Below are 18,623 nucleotides of genomic sequence, written 5' to 3'. Positions count from 1 at the left end.
CTGAATGCGCCTAAATAGCGAAAGAAGCGGAGAGGACGGGATCGTAAGAATGATCCGTCCTCACAGCTCTATAATTTCCTTAATTTTACGTTTTGTAAAAATACTTCCTTATCTAATAAAACGTTATGTATAATGGAATTGGTAGATTATAGATATATAATTAATCTCAATTCTACTCAGCAAAGGAGTTGTATCTGATGTCCACAACCCATGCGCAATTTATCAATAGTAAACGCTTACAAGATCGTTTGTATGAGCTTGCACAGATTGGCCGTATCGGTGACACTGGCGTGTGCAGGCTTGCGCTTTCCAAGGAAGATTATGAAGGCGTTCAGCTCGTGAAATCGTGGATGGAAGAACTCGGCCTACAGCCGAGGGTAGATCATTTTGGCAACCTAATTGGTAGATTGGAAGGTCAGAATCCGGATGCGCCGATTCTGATGCTCGGCTCTCACATCGATTCCCAGCCATATGGCGGCAGATATGATGGAGCAATCGGGGTACTGGGTGCACTGGAAGTTGTACAGACGATCATGGAGCAGAAGATCACGCCTGTGATGCCGATTGAAGTCGTCGCGTTCTGTGATGAGGAGGGCAGTCGGTTTAACAAAGGTCTGTTCGGCTCCAGAGGGATCATGGGCAAGCTGGAGGAAGGGGAGCTAGAGCGTGTCGATAAGAATGGCATTACGCGCAGGCAAGCTTTACTTGATTGTGGCTGTGATCCGGAACGCTTTGAAGAGTCGCGCTATGCTGAAGGAAGTATCGGTGCATTTCTCGAACTGCATATTGAGCAAGGTCCTGTACTAGAAGCACAAGGACATCAAATTGGCATTGTATCGGGTATATCTGGCCCCCTCTGGTTAACCGTCGAAATGACAGGCGTAGCTGGACATACAGGCTCAGTGCCTATGAACATGCGCCAAGATGCTCTGCTTGGGGCGGCCAAAATCATCGTGGCACTCAATGAGCTTGCTCGTAGTGAGCCGGGTGCTCCTACTGTTGGAACCGTTGGCTCTTTGTCGGTTTTTCCTGATTCACGCAATATTATTCCTGAGAAGGTTTCGTTTACTGTTGATTTACGAGATATAGATATAGACCGTCGTCACCGTCTGGAAGAGAGGTTCATGACGATCCTTGTAGATGTAGCAGCAGAGCATGGCCTAACATACACCGTGCGTGAAGACACGAATAGTGAGCCACGCTATTGCGCCGACTGGATTAAGGACATCATGAGAGATCAAGCATTGCAGCTTGGTATAACGATCCCCGAGCTCATGAGCGGTCCGTTTCACGATTCACTTGTAATGTCCTATGCATGTGACTATGGCATGATCTTTGTTAGAAGCAAGGCTGGCATTAGTCATAATCCTCTAGAATATTCCTCCCCTGAAGATATTTCATTAGGTACTGAACTTCTATACCGAACCGTCCAGCAAATCTTGCAGCAGATTTAGGTTTAACTCTTAAAGTTTTGTCCAAACGATAAAGGAGTGAGTCTATGAGCAAGGTAACTATTGGATTAATTCAAGCTTCCAACGAAGTGCATGGCGATGAGCCGGTTGATGTACACAAGCGTGCTGCCATTGATAAGCATGTCAGACTTGTACGAGAAGCAGCGAGCAAAGGTGCGCAAATCATTTGTTTGCAAGAGATTTTCTATGGGCCATACTTCTGTTCCGAGCAGAAGACGAAGTGGTACGAAGCAGCTGAAGAGATACCGAATGGACCGACGACCAAGCTATTTCAAGAGCTTGCGAAGGAACTCGGTGTTGTTATCATTTTGCCTATTTATGAAAAAGAAGGGATTGCCTCGTATTACAACACAGCAGCCGTGATTGATGCGGACGGACGCTATCTGGGCAAATATCGTAAACACCACATTCCGCAAGTTGCAGCAGGTGATGGGAGCTGTGGCTTCTGGGAGAAGTATTATTTTAAACCAGGGAATGTGGGATATCCCGTGTTTGATACTGCATTTGCCAAAGTTGGTGTTTATATTTGCTATGATCGGCATTTTCCAGAAGGGGCAAGACTGCTTGGACTGAATGGAGCGGAGATTGTGTTCAATCCATCAGCGACTGTGGCGGGAACCTCGGAGTATTTATGGAAGCTGGAGCAGCCCGCACATGCGGTTGCCAATGGATATTATGTAGCTGCGGTCAATCGTGTAGGGTTTGAAGCGCCCTGGAATATGGGGGAATTCTATGGTCAATCTTACTTAGTTGATCCACGAGGATCAATCGTAGCAATTGGTAGCAGGGATCAGGATGAGGTCGTTATTGGTGTAATGGACAAGGAGGTCATTCGGGAGGTTCGCAACGTATGGCAGTTCTATCGAGATCGAAGACCGGAAACTTATGAGCACATCGTTAGCTTATAGCATGAAGATCTGATTTACGATAATGCACAAAGAAGGTGACGCTTGAGATGAAGAGCACATTTATATCCATCGACCAGATGAAACGTAATTTTGCAGAAATCAAGCTTGGTATGCGGCCTAAGGAAGCACAAGAGGAATCAAACAGATGCTTATATTGCTACGATGCACCATGTATTGCAGCATGTCCGACAGGTATTAACATTCCTTCTTTTATCAAAAGCATTGCCGTTAACAATATCAAAGGAGCAGCACGAACGATCATGGAATCGAACCCGGTTGGCGCTAGCTGCTCACGTGTATGTCCAACGGTGGAGCTGTGTGAAGGCGCTTGTGTGCTCAATCATTCGTCCAAACCGATAATGATTGGTGATCTGCAGCGTTATGCGACAGATTGGGCGATTCATAATGAGCAGCAGCTCTTCAAAGCAGGAGCTAGCAATGGGAAGTCAGTAGCCGTAATTGGCGGTGGACCAGCAGGGCTATCGGCTGCTCGCGAATTAGCGAGATTCGGTTTCTCTGTTACGATCTATGAGGCGAAGCCATCCGCCGGAGGGCTTAATACGTTCGGGATCGTGTCGTTCCGATTGCCACAGGAGATTTCTTTATGGGAAGTAGAACAGGTACGGGGACTAGGCGTCGATATTCGAACAGGCGTGAAGGTCGGAGAAGATATCACCGTAGAGGAATTGCAGCGCGATTACGATGCCATTGTGCTTGCTGCGGGTATGTCTCGTGTTCCAATGCTGGGCATTGAAGGCGAGGAGCTGCAAGATGTCTATGATGCCATTGAGCTCGTTGAATCTACGAAGGTTGGAGAGCCTGCTGAGCTGGCAGGAGCGCGTGTAGCTGTAATCGGGGCAGGCAATACGGCAATCGATGCGGCGACATGCTCGATAAGACTTGGCGCTAGTAATGTAAAAATGCTGTACAGACGTACGCGCGATGAAATGACGGCGTATGATTTTGAATATGAATTTGCGAAGCAGGATGGTGTTGAATTCCGCTGGCTAACAGCGCCTAAGCGGATTATCGGTAACTCGGATGGCAGAGTGATAGGGTTAGAATGTGTTCGAATGATGCTGGAGGAAGCGCAGGATGGAGGTCGTCCAAGACCTGTAGCTATTGAGGGATCTGAATTTGTGATGGAGGTAGATGCTGTAGTCAAGGCAATCGGCCAGACCCGACATTTGCCACTCGTTGAATCCTTGCAGATCGAGCATCGCCATGGCGTTGTAAAGGTGAATACGGAGACATTCCAGACTTCAAATCCACGGATCTATGCGGCAGGTGATGTAATCTTTGGCGACGGGCAAGGTGAAGCCATGGTCGTATCAGCTGCTCAGCAAGGCAAGCTTACAGCTTATGCGATCTATCAGCAGCTCATTCAATCAGTAAGCGAAACTGCTTAAAGGTTATGATCATGATGAACAAGGAGGAACATGTATGGCTGATTTAAGTATTAATTTAGCTGGTATTTCATCTCCTAACCCATTCTGGCTTGCTTCTGCACCCCCGACCAACACAGGGTATCAAGTACAACGTGCGTTCGAAGCAGGCTGGGGTGGAGCTGTGTGGAAGACGTTAGGCGATCCGATTATCAACACATCCTCACGCTTTGCAGCGATCAATTTCAATGGTCAGCGAGTAGCAGGCTTTAACAATATTGAGTTGATTACAGATAGACCACTGGAAGTCAATCTCAAAGAAATTTATGAGACGAAAAAAAGATTCCCAAATCACGCACTCGTCGTTTCTTTAATGGTCGAGCCCAAGCGAGAGAAATGGCATGAAATTGTGAAGCGGGTTGAAGCGGTTGGCGTAGACGGCCTAGAGCTTAACTTTGGCTGTCCGCATGGAATGGCTGAGCGTGGAATGGGTGCAGCCTCGGGTCAGCAGCCTGACTTGGTGGAAGCGCAGACGATGTGGGCCAAGGAAGCTGCGCAGACGCCTGTCATTGTGAAATTAACGCCTAATATAACAGATATTACAGCTACTGCAAGGGCAGCAGCTAGAGGTGGTGCCGATGCCATCTCTCTAATTAATACGATTAATTCTTTGGCGGGTGTGGACATTCATACCTGGAATACGATTCCACATGTCGGCGGTAAGGGTGCACACGGCGGGTACTGTGGCCCTGCGGTCAAACCAATCGCTCTTAACATGCTCGCTGAATGTGCGAGAGATCCGCTCGTAGGCATTCCGATTTCGGGAATTGGCGGTATTTCGAACTGGCAGGATACGGTTGAATTCATGCTGATGGGTGCTTCAGGTGTACAAATCTGTACAGCAGCTATGCACCACGGCTTCCGTATCATAGATGAACTTGTGACGGGTCTCAATGATTATTTGGATGATAAAGGGATTGCAAGCGTAAGTGATCTGGTCGGCAAATCGGTTGAGCGTTACAGCAGTTGGGGCGATCTGGATCTGAATTATAAAATAGTGGCTCAAATCAATACAGAAACTTGTATTAATTGTAATAAGTGTCATATTGCTTGCGAAGATACCTCGCATCAATGTATCGAACGTCATATCGATGCAAACGGCCAAGCTTATCTCAAGGTGAGAGAAGAGGATTGTGTTGGTTGCAATCTTTGCTCAATCGTCTGCCCTGTTGATGGTGCTATTGATATGGTCCAACTTTCATCCGGTTTAGCGCCTATGTCATGGAACCAGAGACAACAGGCGCTAGCAGCAGTGGGAATGGGTTCAAGCTCGATTAATAAGGAGGCGATTTCATGACAGTGAAGCTAATACGTGGGGGTACAATCGTAACAGCAACGGATACTTATCAGGCAGATATTCTGATTCGTGACGGGATAATTGAAGCAATTGGATTACAGCTTGAAGAGGATGGAGCAGAAGTTGTAGATGCTTCTGGGCATTATGTCTTCCCTGGCGGAGTCGATCCTCATACCCATTTGGATATGCCGTTTGGAGGTACGGTAACGATAGATGATTTTGAGAGCGGAACGATTGCAGCTGCTTATGGTGGAACGACTACCATCGTCGATTTCTGCTTAACGACCAAAGGCGAGCCACTTCAAAGCGCGCTCGACACTTGGCATGCGAAAGCAGAAGGCAAGGCAGTGATTGATTATGGATTTCATTTGATGATATCAGAGATCAATGATGAAGTGTTAGCTGAACTGCCTGCTGTGATCGATAACGAAGGGGTTACATCTTTCAAAGTATTTATGGCATACAAGAATGTTCTTCAAGCTGATGACGGAACCTTGTATCGGACTTTATTGACTGCCAAAGAACTTGGAGCCCTGGTTATGGTGCATGCCGAGAATGGGGACGTCATCGATTATCTTGTCAAACAGGCGCTTGAGCAGAACCAGACAGATCCGATCTATCATGCGCTGACGCGTCCTCCTGAGCTAGAGGGAGAAGCGACAGGCAGAGCAGTGCGCCTAACAGCATTAGCGGATTCACAGCTATATGTCGTACATGTTACATGCGCAGCAGCAGTCGAACAGATTGCTGAGGCACGAAATCAGGGGCTGGAGATTTGGGGAGAAACTTGTCCGCAATATCTCGTGCTGGATCAGACGGATCTGGAGCGACCTAATTTTGAAGGTGCGAAGTATGTATGGTCACCTCCGCTTCGTGAGGCTTGGAATCAGGAAGTATTATGGAATGCACTTAAGAATGGTCAACTTCAGACGGTTGGCTCCGATCAATGCTCCTTTAACTTTAAGGGTCAGAAAGAACTGGGCAGAGGAGATTTTAGCAAAATCCCTAACGGTGGACCGATAATTGAGGATCGCTTTAGCCTGCTTTTTTCTGAAGGTGTACGCAAGAATCGGATTACGATTAATCAATTCGTCGATATCATCTCTACAAGGAGCAGTAAGCTGTTCGGTCTCTTCCCACGCAAAGGAACGATTGCTGTTGGCAGTGATGCGGATATTGTACTGTTTGATCCGAATGTGGAGCGGGTCTTATCAGCAGAGACGCACCATATGAAGGTCGATTATAGTGCATTTGAAGGAATGAAAGTAACAGGTGAACCAGTGTCGGTGCTGTCTCGAGGCGAGTTCATTATTCGCAATAAACAATTCGTTGGCACAGTTGGATCTGGTCGCTATATCAAACGGAATAAATATGGCACCACTGATAACGATCACGCTGCCAAAGTGATGATTAATTCTTAGAATCATCTTTCCCATACGAGGAACAGGGAGGAGATAATCGATGTCATTTTACGAAGAAGTACTTGTGGAAATGCAGAAGCTGAATCGTTATATCGCGCAGGGCTTCTCGATTACAATGGTTAACGAGGATTTAAGCGGTGCGTGGGTAGAGCTGACGAGTCCAGATCCATCTGGTGATCAAGTTATCCTGCATATTCTAACAGCAGATGCCAGAATTCATCTTGGCAATCTGCTGATGAATCAGGGACTTGGAGCCTAAGTTAACGATCCGTTCAAGTATTCATACGCATGCAATGCAAGCTCTATAGCGAGTCGCTTCTCGTGCTGGACGAAATCTTCCCCTAATAAGGAAGCAATCTTATCCAATCGGTGATAGAGGGTTTGCCGCACTATAAAGAGCTCTTTAGCTGTATCTTGCTTGGAGCAGGACATCAGCAGGTATACCTTAAGCGTACGGAGCAGCTGGCTATTCTTCCCCAAATCATATTGAATGACAGGGCCAATGTATTCTTCGATGAAAGAAGTAAGACCGCCTGTTTTCTTCAGACTGGAGATGATGCGATGCACATGCAGCTCGCTATAGAATGGTTTCTTGAGCGGACCAATATCCTTCTGGATCAGAATCGTTTCTTGCGCTGATTCATAGCTTTTTTGAATTTGGGCCAGATCTGCTATTTCCTTGCCGACACCTATTCGATGCGAGAATAAGCGAAGCTTCTGATTCTCCTCTCCTTTTTGCAGGCGGTGAATCAGTTCTAAGATGGTGTCCATCTTGGTAGTACGGTTAAATTGATCTAGCAGGATGTACACGATCTGTTTGTTAAAAAGCGTGGAGAGCAGGAAGAATCCTTGCTTCTCAATAACTGACCGAGCAATCATAGTCTTCTGAATATAGGTCGATTCGAAAGCCTGATCATCATAATGCTTTTGTTCGGGTTCGAATAAGCAGACAACGCCTTTATTCAGCTTGATTGTACTGTTGATGGAATGAATGTAATCGCGAACTTCCTTGAAGGAATGCTGACCTGTTAGCCAGTCAATGATCCATAGATCCTCCTTGAATCTGCGCTTCTCTTCCATATAGCTAGTGCGCATAATTTCTTGAGCGACAGCTGTTGAACAACGGTCCAAAGCCAGGATATCAAATTCACTTAATTCTTTATCGGAATAAATAATGAGATCGGCGAATAAATGATCGAGCGCTAGAATCGGGCGATGTGCTGTTCGTCTTTTGACTTCTAAGGTAGTCGAATGCTTGTTAGCAAGCCAATTATGATACAACGCTTCTGCTTTGTTCTTGGGAAGGGGAGGGACATACTCAGCTTCTCTCTCGAGAGGAAATAAGGCGACTTGTGCGTGTGTAGCCTCTTGCAATAGTTCAAGCAGGGAAGTAATACCTTGACCTGATAGCAGAAGCTGATTGAATCTGGCGGATAGACTTTCTAAGTCGGAGACCATTTGATGATGGCGATTGATAAAAATAGTGTGTAAATCCTGTGTAATATCAATGTAGCGCACTTCTTTATGAAATAGAATAAGCGGGAAATTCTCTCTAATTGCAAGCTCCTTCATTTCCTGTAACGGCTGTTTGGTATAGATCAATTCGATACATAGACCAGCAGCACCGCAATCGATTAATTGCTGCAGGAACGCGACGCTAAGTTCTGGATCATCATTCCAGCCGATGCCTGTGGAAAGAATGAGTTCTTTACCATTGAGCAAATGGCCGACTTGGCTAACTTCAATAATATGAACCCAGCGTACGACACGTTTAAGGGCAGTTTCGCTTGCTAATACTTCAGCATCTCGAAATAATGGGCGTTTTAAAATGTCCTTGATCGTTAATTGGAGCAGGGATCGAGCCATTACAGATCATTCCTTTACCGAGTGAATATGTGATGTAGGTCATTGATTTTATTTGTGTCGGTAAACCATGATGTAACAACCATTATACACTATGTTCATTCATATTTAGATATTTTTTGCAATTTGTCTAATGTATACGCGTTTGAGCTACTGTATTCTTGTTGTATTCGGTTTCATACATTTTAGCTTATTGGCACAATAGAGAGGATCAGGTGATTTTGAACATGGAAATAGGGGTTCCAAAAGAGATTAAAGCAAATGAAAACAGGGTAGCAATTACACCAGCAGGTGTACATGAAATGACTCGCAGAGATCATCAAGTATTTATCGAGACAGGAGCAGGAATTGGCTCTGGATTCACAGATAAAGATTATCAGGATGCAGGAGCTACGATTGTTCCTACGGCAGCAGATGCTTGGAATAGAGCCATGGTGATGAAGGTCAAAGAGCCTTTGCCTGAAGAGTATGGTTATTTCTTTGAAGGACAAATTCTGTTCACTTACTTGCATCTGGCAGCAGATTTGGAGCTTACGAAAGCTCTTGTAGAGAAAAAAGTAATCGGTATTGCATACGAAACGGTTCAATTAGATAACGGACAACTTCCACTACTAACGCCTATGAGTGAGATCGCTGGACGCATGGCACCTCAAATCGGCGCTCAGTTCTTAGAGAAAGTGAGAGGTGGCAAAGGTATTCTACTTGGTGGCGTACCTGGTGTTCGCAGAGGGAAAGTAGCGATTATCGGCGGTGGTATTGTAGGGACGAGTGCTGCCAAAATTGCGAGCGGTCTTGGCGCAGACGTAACGATTCTGGATACGGACTTAGCAAGGCTTAGAGCGTTAGATGATCTATTTGGCAAAAGCGTACAGACACTTGTATCCAATCCGTATCATGTATCGCAAGCCGTTGCAGAAGCTGATCTTGTCATCGGCGCTGTGCTGATTCCAGGTGCTAAAGCACCTAAGCTGATTAATGAAGCAATGATCCGTTCAATGGGTCGTGGCGGTGTTGTGATTGACGTTGCTGTTGACCAAGGCGGTATCGTGGAAACGATTGATCGCATCACAACGCATGATGATCCTGTATTTGAAAAGCATGGCGTACTGCACTATGCGGTAGCGAATATGCCGGGTGCTGTGCCTTATACTTCGACTTGGGCATTGACGAATGCTACACTTCCTTATGCCGTTCAGCTTGCAAGCAAAGGCAATGATCAATTAGACAGCATTAGTCATGTACTTGCCAAAGGGATTAACACAATGGGTGGATTCGTTACGCATCCAGCTGTTGCTGAAGCGCATCAATTTAATGGAGCATCGCTTGAGCTTGTGCTCTCAGGTAAAGGAAACGCATAACAGAATAAGAAGAAACGGTTTTCTGCAAGAAATATCCATGTATGGTGTAAGACTTATACATTCTGATATTTTAAGAAAAGAGGTAGGGTTATGGCAATTGGAACGATCCAAAAGCTTAACAATTTTGTAAATGGGCAATGGATTCCTGCAAGCTCTGACAAGTATGAGCCCGTCTTTAATCCAGCGACAGGTGAAGTCATAGCAGAAGTGCCACTATCATCAAGGGAAGATTTGAATCAAGCTGTTCAAGTAGCAGAGATTGCTTTCCAGACATGGAGTAAGACACCAGTTCCTAACCGTACTCGTATTCTATTTCGTTATATCCACTTATTGACGCAGCATGCAGAAGAATTAGCAGAAACCATTGTTAGAGAACATGGCAAGAACTTGAAGGACGCTCGTGGAGAAGTTCAGCGAGGCATTGAATCAGTTGAAGCAGCAACAGCGACTCCAATGATGATGATGGGGCAGGCTCTACCTGAGATTGCCAATGAAATCGAAGGGACGACTTATCGCTATCCACTCGGTGTTGTGGCTGGGATTACACCGTTTAATTTTCCGATGATGGTTCCGCTCTGGATATTCCCGGTTGCGATTGCATGCGGCAATACATTCATCCTCAAGCCTTCGGAGCGCACGCCTTTACTGGCACAACGACTGGTTGAGCTTATGGTTGAAGCAGGTCTACCAAGCGGTGTTCTGAATCTGGTTCACGGCGCACATGAAATTGTGAATGGGATTCTGGAGCATAAGACGATTAAGGCTGTTTCATTCGTCGGCTCACAGCCAGTGGCTCAGCATGTGTATACGACAGGCTGTGCACATGGGAAGCGTGTCCAAGCGCTTGCAGGTGCGAAGAATCACGCTATCGTAATGCCTGACTGCAATTTGGAGAAAACCGTGCAAGGCATTATTCTGGCAGCGTTCGGCAGCTCAGGAGAACGCTGCATGGCAACCTCCGTTGTAGCGGTTGTCGATGAAATCGCAGATGAATTCATCGAATTATTAGTAAGTGAATCGGAGAAGTTGGTTGTAGGGGATGGGCTTGACCCTGATACCTTCATCTCACCGCTTATTCGTGAATCCCATCGTCAACGGGTAATTGGACTTGTTGAGAGTGGGGAAGCTGAGCAAGCGAAGCTGCTGCTTGACGGGCGAATTGCCATACAGAAGCATCCGAATGGGTACTTCCTTGGCGCAACCATCTTTGATCATGTCACGCCTGATATGCGGATATGGAAAGAAGAAATTTTTGCTCCAGTCCTCAGCATTGTCCGGATAAAGGACCTGGATGAAGGTATTGCCTTAACGAACCAATCCCAATTTGCTAATGGAGCGATTATCTATACTTCATCAGGCGAGCATATGCGGTATTTCCGAGAAAATATCGATGCTGGGATGATTGGCATTAACGTCAATGTACCTGCGCCGATGGCATTGTTTACTTTTGCAGGGAATAAAGATTCCTTCTACGGTGATCTCGGCACGAATGGCATGGATGGCGTTCTGTTCTTTACCCGCAAGAAAATGGTCACATCTCGCTGGTTCTGAAATGATTTAAATCAGGAGCGTCTGCCCGTAGGGGGTAGGCGCTTTTTTGGTTGTTATTTGACCGAAAATTCTGCCGATGATATCATTTTCATAAGAGTAAGGACGATTCGTGAGGGGAGCAAGTCGATGGAACTGCGACATTTGAGGTATTTTGTGACGGTTGCGGAAGAGCTGCATTTTGGAAGAGCTGCGGTACGGCTGAATATGTCGCAGCCACCGCTTAGCCAGCAGATTAGGCAGCTTGAGGATGAGCTTGGATTCCCTTTATTTTATCGAGATACCCATCGGGTTGAATTGACGGAAGCGGGCAAAGTGTACTTGGAGGAGACGCGCTTCATGCTGGCGCATATCGAGCAGGCTAGGGCGGCAGCAGAGAAAGCGCATCAAGGAGCGAAGGGGAGACTAGTCATAGGATTTCTAGGCTCAACCACCTACAATATCGTCCCGATTCTTCAGCAATATCGTCTCCGATATCCAATGGTTGATTTGACGCTTCATCAGATGAAGACAGATCGCCAATTGCAAGCTTTGCACGACCGCAGCATTCATCTTGGTGTTATCCGCAATCCGATTCAAACGCCGGTTCTGACGTCTGAGGTCTACATGGATGAATCTTTTGTCGCCATATTCCCTAAGGAGCATCCGTTAGCATCCAAAGAGCGAATTAATATGCAGGATCTTGCGGAGGAGAAGTTTATTCTGTCTTCTGGCTATAACGGAACAACCTATCACGAAGCAGTTATTAGCTTGTGCGATCAAGCAGGCTTCTCACCACAAATTGCCCTTGAAGTTCCCGAAATCCATACCATCGTAGCTTTCGTATCCGAAGGTATGGGGGTCGCACTCATTCCCGCCTCATTCAAGCATCAACAAAATAACGCGATCGTGTATCGCGAGCTTGAAGATGTAACCACAAGTCTTAAGACCGTGTTCGTTTGGCGAAGCGATGAGCAGACGAATGTATTGAAGGAGTTTTTGCGGTTGAGCGTATAAATAAAAGCCCTCTTATTGAGGGCTTTTATCTTTAATCAGGCACAACAGTCTTTGCAATCGTCGAATCCAGCTTCTCATAATCATCATAGCGGATCGTTTCATAGAGCTGCTTGCGTGTTTGCATATGAGGTACTGACTGAACCTGTGTTCCTGTACGGCTGATTTCAGCGAATACTTGTTCATACGCCTTAGCAGCGACACGAATGGTCGTAACGGGATAGATGACCATGTTATAGCCCCAAGCCTGGAACTGATCTGCTGTGTAATAAGGCGTTTTACCGAATTCCGTCATGTTAGCTAATAGCGGAACATCAATAGCGCTTCGGAATTGCTTGAATTCCTCTACACTCTCGAGTGCCTCTGGGAAAATAGCATCCGCTCCAGCAGCGACATACTGCTTCGCCCTCTCGATTGCTGCGTCCATTCCGTCGACGCCTTTGGCATCCGTGCGTGCCACGACGATCAGCGTTGGGCTCGTTTCCTTAATAGCGCGGATTTTGAGCATCATTTCTTCCGTTGTAATAAGCTTCTTGCCATTTAGATGCCCACATTTCTTAGGCAAATCTTGATCTTCAATCTGTACCGCAGCGACGCCTGCTTCAACCATTTCTTTGGCAGTACGAATTACGTTAAGTACACCGCCGAAGCCCGTATCAATGTCAACAAGCAGTGGGAGACCTGCCGCACGAATCAGCTCGCGCGCACGATCTGCAACCTCATTGGAATAAATAAGACCGATGTCAGGCAGCCCACGACTTGCCGTATAAGCTGCACCCGATAAATAAATCGCTTCAAATTGGAATTGCTTTGCGATTCTTGCAGCAAGTCCGTCATGTGCACCAGGCATTGAGAGGATGGTGCCGCTTGTAATTAACTGCTTGAACTGAAGTGCTAATTGTTTTTGATCTGGTACTTGTTCCAATAGCCAGGACATGGATGTTCCTCCTTCGAAGATGTCTAATTAAATCACAAACATGTTGATGTATTCATGAACAGGTGTATCAGCGAATTTCTCGAAATTGGTAGATGATTCCACTATTTGAGCTGTTCTTTTTCTAGGGAATCTAGTCAGCATGTTAGACTCGAATTTCTCGATTACTTTCGGCAATCCTTCTGCACGACGGCGACGGTGTCCGATTGGGTACTCACATTCGACTTTAGGAGATTCAGTTCCATCTGCAAAATGAATCTGGATCGCGTTCGCAATCGAGCGCTTATCAGGATCGAGGTAATCTACCGAATAACGTTCGTCCTCAATTACGACCATCTTTTCTCTGAGCGCATCAATCCGCGGATCATTCGCGATTTGCTGCTCATAGTGCTCAGCTCTAAGCTCGCCGAATAGCAAGCCAATCGCTACCATATACTGCAGACAGTGATCTCTGTCAGCAGGATTGTGCAGAGGTCCTTTTTTATCAATAATTCGTATTGCTGATTCATGTGTATAAATGGTAATGCGACTGATCTCATCTAACCGTTCCTTGAGGATCGGATGCAGCTCGAATGCACATTCGACAGCAGTCTGCGCATGGAATTCGGCAGGGAAGGAGATTTTGATTAGTACATTCTCCATCACATAGGAACCGAGTGGACGGGCAAGTTCAATTTCTTTGCCTTTGAACAGGACGTCTTGGAAGCCCCAGTTCTTCGCTGTGAGTGCGGTCGCATAACCCATTTCACCGTTAACTGCCATGAGTGCGAGGCGCACGGCACGACTGGTGGCATCCCCTGCTGCCCATGATTTGCGTGAACCTGTATTGGGCGCATGTCGATACGTTCTTAACGCGCCACCATCAAGCCAAGCATTGGATATCGCATTGATGACTTCCTCTAGATTGCCACCTAGCATTGCGGTAACGACCGCAGTTGAAGCGATCCGTACGAGCAGTACATGATCAAGCCCAACACGATTGAAGCTATTAGTTAGCGCGAGCACACCTTGAATTTCATGTGCTTTAATGGCAGCGGTTAAAACATCCTTCATGGTCAGAGGGGCTTTGCCGCTCGCGACGTTGCAACGGCTGATATAATCAGCAACTGCAAAGATCGCACCTAGATTGTCAGATGGATGCCCCCATTCAGCAGCAAGCCAAGTATCGTTATAATCCAACCAGCGGATCATGCATCCGATATTGAAAGCGCCATGTACAGGATCAAGCTCGAATTGCGTTCCAGGAACGCGGCAACCATTCTGAACCGAGATACCGGGTATGATCGGTCCAAGATGCTTGGTACAATCAGGGAAGCGTAACGCTAAGATACCTGTACCCAGAGAGTCCATGACGATATATTGAGCGATTCGATAAGCTTCTTCACTAACGATCTCCTGCTGCAGTGCATATTCAGCTATTTGAACTAATAAAGGATCTGTTGCAGAAATTCGAATTTCTTGATTATCTACGGTAGAAGTACTCATTACATATATCGCTCCTATTATCTGAATTATAAATTAATTTGAAAAAGAGGTTATACTTGCAAGCCGCGAGGTCCGTTATAGAGCACACGAGGTCGGAATAATCGATTGTTCTCATGCTGCTCGATGACATGTGCACTAACGCCAACAGTACGTGCAGCAAGGAATACAGGTGTAAACAAATCAATAGGGATTCCTAGGAGATAGTAGACAGGCGCCGCGTAGTAATCGAGATTCGGATACAAGCCTTTCTCACGTTTCATCACTTCTTCACCAATGACACACATTCTGTAAAGGCTCAGCTCATTCTTGGCTTCAGCGAGTGGGAGCAGGGCTTCCTTCATCAGCATGGCGCGTGGATCGGGCTTGTTCATGTAGACACGATGACCAAAGCCCATGATTCGTTCTTTGCGTGCCAGCTTGCCTACAATAAGCGGTTCGATTTCGTCTTCTGATTGAACTTCCAACAGCATGCGCATCACTGCTTCATTCGCTCCGCCATGAAGTGTGCCTTTGAGTGAGGCTACAGCACCTGTTAAAGCTCCATAAAGATCTGCTTGAGTGGAAGCGATGACACGTGCAGTGAATGTAGAGTTGGGCATTTCGTGCTCACTGTAGACGATAAGGGATTGATCAAATACATGCTCTTCGATGGCAGTTGGCACCTGACCTGTAATCATGTATAGAAAATTAGCGCTATAAGATAAATCTTGGCGCGGTTCAATCGGTTCTAGATTCATTGTGGCACGATAGCTGTTCGCGACAATTTGCGGAACCTTGGCGAGCAGTCTAATCGCTTTGCGACGATTAGCGGCCCTTGTTCGATTCTCTAAATCCTCATCATAGCCAGCAAGTGCAGAGATGCCAGTTCGCAGCGCGTCCATAAGATGAGTCTGTTTAGAAAGCAACTGCAGAATCGTAATGACTTCATGAGGTACGCCATAGTTGGCTTTCAATTCTTGTTCCAGATCTTCTCGTTGTTCTTCTGTTGGCAAGTAACCATCTAGCATTAATCCGATAATATCCAAATAAGTAACTGACTTCGCTAGCTTAATAAGATCGTAGCCCCGTAATACAATCTCCTCATTCTCAACATCCAAATACGAAATATTCGTCTCACTCGCAATTACATTTTCAAGACCTGGCTGAAATTGTTTGATCATCCACTTCGCGCTCCCCTACATCAATTTGGGTTAAATCTGCAAGCGGTCTAGCAAAGCTGTACCAATCTACTACTTCCAGTATACGGATATCATGCATGAAACGTCTAATATCGATTATGTAGAGTTTAAGAGGTTAAACAGAATACAACAAGAAGAAACGTTTTCACCGTCTTTGAGAACGGGGACGTTTCTTAAGGTATTACTCAGAACTTATGCCACAAATGTTATAAATTCTGTAATACAAAATAACCCCATCGTACTTCCACAAAAGTATGTAGAAGAGCAACGGGGTATCATTTTGCCTATTAATTGTGTGATTCCATATCCTTAGCTCGGATGGAGGACCAGTCGGATTTGTAGAAGCGATACATGAAGGCTAGACCGATGACAGCCAGATAGGTGTACAGTGAGATCCATGCACCAATACTGCCTAGACCACACACAAAAATGAGCACGTAAGCTAACGGAACGAATACACACCAATTTGTAATGAGAGACATACGGAGTAGGAAAGAGGTTTCTCCCATACCTCGAAGTGCACCTGCATAAAAATTGAGGAAGCCATCAAATAGCTGCAAGTACGCTGATATCTGAATTAATAATGCTGCCGTCTCATACACATACGGATCTGTGCTGTTATACAGCATTGCGATGTCTTTGGCAAAAATAAGCTCGAACGTTCCAAGCACCAGTAGAAAAATAGAGCCTAAGACCATGACATCAGTACCTGCTCTGCGTGCTTTGAGTGGCTGCTGTCTACCGATTTCTTGACCAACTAAGATCGTTGCAGTCGTTCCAAATGCAAAAGCAGGCATGAATCCAAATGACATGACATTCAAAGCGACTTCATTAGCGGCTAGTGCTTCCGTTCCAAGTCTCGCGACAAAGACAGTAAATATGAACATGGCAAAGCTCATGGAGAATTCTTGCATTCCAAGTTTGAAGCTCTCAATGACAATTAGCTTCAATTCACGTAGCTTGATCGCAACTTTAACTAATGTATGGAATTTTTTGTTAAAATGAATAAAGAATACGTATAACGCTAAGATGAACCCTGTAAATTCACCAATTAGGATGGCATAAGCGCTGCCGTTCAACCCTAACTCAGGAAATCCAAATTGTCCGTAAGTCAATGCATAGGCAAAGAACAGAATCATGACATTACTAATGATCGATAGAATCATGGAAGTTCGTGTATCACCTACACCACGTAAGAAACCATGAAACATGAAGCTGACCATGCCCAGTGCAAGTGCATAGAAACGAATTTGTAAATAATATTCCCCTTCATGAACAAGTGCTGTAGATCCACCCGTCCAACCCAGAATGGTGCCTGAGAAGAAGTAACCGACGGCAAATAAGAACACAGCAATAAATAGACTTAGATAGAGGGCTAGATAAGTTCTTTTGATAGCGGTTTTGATATCTTTAGCTCCATAGTCTTGAGCTACGAGATAGTTAACGGTATGGCTTACACCAGAGAATATCGCGAATCCGTTATACATAATAATGTTAACAACGCCGACGATGGCTATGTTAAGTGCACCGAGATGACCTACTAGGATCAGATTAACCGTGCCAATAGCAGTCTGAGCAAAAAAAGACATAAACGAAGGTAATGCTAGAATTAATACATTGCGCCAATTTTGTAACATGATGAACCTCTGTTCCTAATTTTATTAATAATGACTATTGGTATACAATCATTCTTATAGATTAACGAATGAGGGAGATGAACACAATGAATATTTATCAATTTCATGCAAAAACCAACCAAGGCGAGGACAAATCCCTTCAAGAGTATGAAGGCAAAGTGCTATTAATTGTGAATACGGCGAGCAAATGCGGATTTACGCCGCAGTACAAAGGATTACAGGAGCTATATGACAAGCATAAGGATCAAGGCTTCGAAATTCTCGCGTTTCCATGCAACCAATTCGGTAGTCAAGAACCAGGCACGAATGATGAGATTCAGAGCTTCTGCGAGTTGAATTATGGTGTGACGTTCCCGCTTTTTGCCAAAATTGATGTGAAAGGCGATAACATTCATCCTTTATTTAAATATCTTACGAAGGAAGCTTCTGGATTTATGACGGATGGGATCAAATGGAACTTTACGAAATTCCTCGTGGACCGTACAGGTAAAGTGGTCGATCGCTACGCACCAACAACTGATCCATCAAGTATTGAAGCAGATATTCAGAAGTTATTGGGATAGAAGGGCGCTGGCAGAGCGTCGGCAGAGTGCGAACGGTAAAATAATACCGAAAAAGGGAAACTAATTACCGAAAAAGCACCCAAAGTTGCCGAATAGCGCTAGGCAGCACGTATGGAGAGCGCTGGCAGAGTGCGAACGAAAAAAATTACCGAAAAAGGGAAACAAACTATTTAGCCCCCTAATCAACTTGGACACTCCAAACCGTATCATATACACTAAGATAGTGGGGGAGTTAATCCATGAAAAGACGTTTTAGGAGCCCAGAGGAAACGAAGAAAGAGTTAGTGGCAGAGGTGTTATCTGGTTACCGGACAGAAGTGGTAGCAAGACAATATGGATTGTCACCAAGAACACTAAGAAACTGGGTTCGTCAATATCAAGATGAGGTGGACGATCTTATGGCCAAAAAACGAGATGAAGCAGAGAAGCTAAAGCAAGATGCAGGTAAACTTCAAGACCTTCAAGTTAAATACAATGAAGCTGTGAAGCTACTTGGAGAAAAAGAACTTGAAATCAATATC

Annotated in this window: 16 protein-coding genes; 11 read left to right on the top strand and 5 right to left on the bottom strand. The window is 45.4% G+C overall.

Annotated features, from left to right (window positions below; genetic code table 11):
- Nucleotides 1-197: 197 nt before the first annotated feature.
- Genes E0485_RS12985 through E0485_RS12960 form a run of 6 tightly spaced genes read left to right on the top strand, consistent with a single transcriptional unit; the run spans nucleotide 198 to nucleotide 6,802 of the window.
- Nucleotides 198-1,454 (top strand): M20 family metallo-hydrolase, encoded by a 1,257-nt coding sequence (locus E0485_RS12985; RefSeq protein WP_132418490.1) that lies wholly within the window; start codon nucleotides 198-200, stop codon nucleotides 1,452-1,454.
- A 44-nt stretch (nucleotides 1,455-1,498) separates the two neighbouring features.
- On the top strand, nucleotides 1,499-2,380 hold the full coding sequence (locus tag E0485_RS12980) for a nitrilase-related carbon-nitrogen hydrolase (protein WP_132418489.1): 882 nt from the start codon (nucleotides 1,499-1,501) through the stop codon (nucleotides 2,378-2,380).
- A 47-nt stretch (nucleotides 2,381-2,427) separates the two neighbouring features.
- Nucleotides 2,428-3,789 (top strand): NAD(P)-dependent oxidoreductase, encoded by a 1,362-nt coding sequence (locus tag E0485_RS12975; protein WP_132418488.1) that lies wholly within the window; start codon nucleotides 2,428-2,430, stop codon nucleotides 3,787-3,789.
- 34 nt (nucleotides 3,790-3,823) lie between these two features.
- The gene (gene preA, locus E0485_RS12970; RefSeq protein ID WP_132418487.1) at nucleotides 3,824-5,122 is read left to right on the top strand and encodes an NAD-dependent dihydropyrimidine dehydrogenase subunit PreA; all 1,299 of its coding nucleotides are present in this window, start codon (nucleotides 3,824-3,826) and stop codon (nucleotides 5,120-5,122) included.
- Nucleotides 5,119-6,543, top strand: a complete 1,425-nt coding sequence (gene hydA / locus E0485_RS12965; RefSeq protein WP_132418486.1) for a dihydropyrimidinase — start codon at nucleotides 5,119-5,121, stop codon at nucleotides 6,541-6,543. Before preA ends, hydA begins: the two co-directional genes overlap by 4 nt.
- A gap of 40 nt (nucleotides 6,544-6,583) precedes the next feature.
- Complete coding sequence (locus E0485_RS12960) at nucleotides 6,584-6,802, top strand: hypothetical protein (protein ID WP_132418485.1); 219 nt, start codon at nucleotides 6,584-6,586, stop codon at nucleotides 6,800-6,802.
- Here the strand turns inward: E0485_RS12960 and E0485_RS12955 are convergent.
- The gene (locus E0485_RS12955; protein WP_132418484.1) at nucleotides 6,799-8,409 is read right to left on the bottom strand and encodes a PucR family transcriptional regulator; all 1,611 of its coding nucleotides are present in this window, start codon (nucleotides 8,407-8,409) and stop codon (nucleotides 6,799-6,801) included. The genes E0485_RS12960 and E0485_RS12955 overlap by 4 nt on opposite strands.
- A 224-nt stretch (nucleotides 8,410-8,633) precedes the next feature.
- On the opposite strand from E0485_RS12955, the gene ald reads away from it, so the two are divergent.
- The 3 genes from ald (at nucleotide 8,634) to E0485_RS12940 (ending at nucleotide 12,308) form a co-directional block, all read left to right on the top strand.
- Nucleotides 8,634-9,764 carry an alanine dehydrogenase gene (ald, locus tag E0485_RS12950; RefSeq protein WP_132418483.1) on the top strand — a complete coding sequence of 377 codons (1,131 nt, stop codon included), beginning with the start codon at nucleotides 8,634-8,636 and terminating at the stop codon, nucleotides 9,762-9,764.
- A gap of 90 nt (nucleotides 9,765-9,854) precedes the next feature.
- Entirely contained in the window at nucleotides 9,855-11,315 is a 1,461-nt protein-coding gene (locus E0485_RS12945) for a CoA-acylating methylmalonate-semialdehyde dehydrogenase (RefSeq protein ID WP_132418482.1), read from the top strand.
- A 126-nt stretch (nucleotides 11,316-11,441) separates the two neighbouring features.
- Nucleotides 11,442-12,308: a LysR substrate-binding domain-containing protein gene (locus tag E0485_RS12940; protein ID WP_132418481.1), complete on the top strand. Its 867-nt coding sequence runs from the start codon at nucleotides 11,442-11,444 to the stop codon at nucleotides 12,306-12,308.
- A 31-nt stretch (nucleotides 12,309-12,339) separates the two neighbouring features.
- Here E0485_RS12940 and prpB read toward each other — a convergent pair whose 3' ends face one another.
- From prpB to E0485_RS12920, 4 genes are all read right to left on the bottom strand, one after another.
- A complete protein-coding gene (prpB, locus tag E0485_RS12935) occupies nucleotides 12,340-13,242 on the bottom strand; it encodes a methylisocitrate lyase (RefSeq protein WP_132418480.1) in 903 nt (300 codons plus the stop codon).
- Between the two features lie 27 nt (nucleotides 13,243-13,269).
- The gene (locus tag E0485_RS12930; protein WP_132418479.1) at nucleotides 13,270-14,724 is read right to left on the bottom strand and encodes a bifunctional 2-methylcitrate dehydratase/aconitate hydratase; all 1,455 of its coding nucleotides are present in this window, start codon (nucleotides 14,722-14,724) and stop codon (nucleotides 13,270-13,272) included.
- A 50-nt stretch (nucleotides 14,725-14,774) separates the two neighbouring features.
- Nucleotides 14,775-15,884, bottom strand: a complete 1,110-nt coding sequence (gene mmgD / locus E0485_RS12925) for a citrate synthase (protein ID WP_132418478.1) — start codon at nucleotides 15,882-15,884, stop codon at nucleotides 14,775-14,777.
- Nucleotides 15,885-16,189: 305 nt separating this feature from the next.
- On the bottom strand, nucleotides 16,190-17,539 hold the full coding sequence (locus E0485_RS12920; RefSeq protein WP_132418477.1) for an MATE family efflux transporter: 1,350 nt from the start codon (nucleotides 17,537-17,539) through the stop codon (nucleotides 16,190-16,192).
- A gap of 86 nt (nucleotides 17,540-17,625) precedes the next feature.
- Between E0485_RS12920 and E0485_RS12915 the strand changes: the two genes are divergently transcribed.
- Both E0485_RS12915 and E0485_RS12910 read left to right on the top strand, forming a co-directional pair.
- The gene (locus E0485_RS12915; protein WP_132418476.1) at nucleotides 17,626-18,102 is read left to right on the top strand and encodes a glutathione peroxidase; all 477 of its coding nucleotides are present in this window, start codon (nucleotides 17,626-17,628) and stop codon (nucleotides 18,100-18,102) included.
- Between the two features lie 239 nt (nucleotides 18,103-18,341).
- Nucleotides 18,342-18,623 (top strand): transposase (locus tag E0485_RS12910; protein WP_132418475.1); only part of this gene is annotated, 282 nt, incomplete at its 3' end.

It is taken from the genome of Paenibacillus albiflavus (assembly GCF_004344915.1).
GTDB classification, from domain to species: domain Bacteria; phylum Bacillota; class Bacilli; order Paenibacillales; family NBRC-103111; genus Paenibacillus_AM; species Paenibacillus_AM albiflavus.
This window is presented reverse-complemented; position numbering and strand designations above follow the sequence as displayed.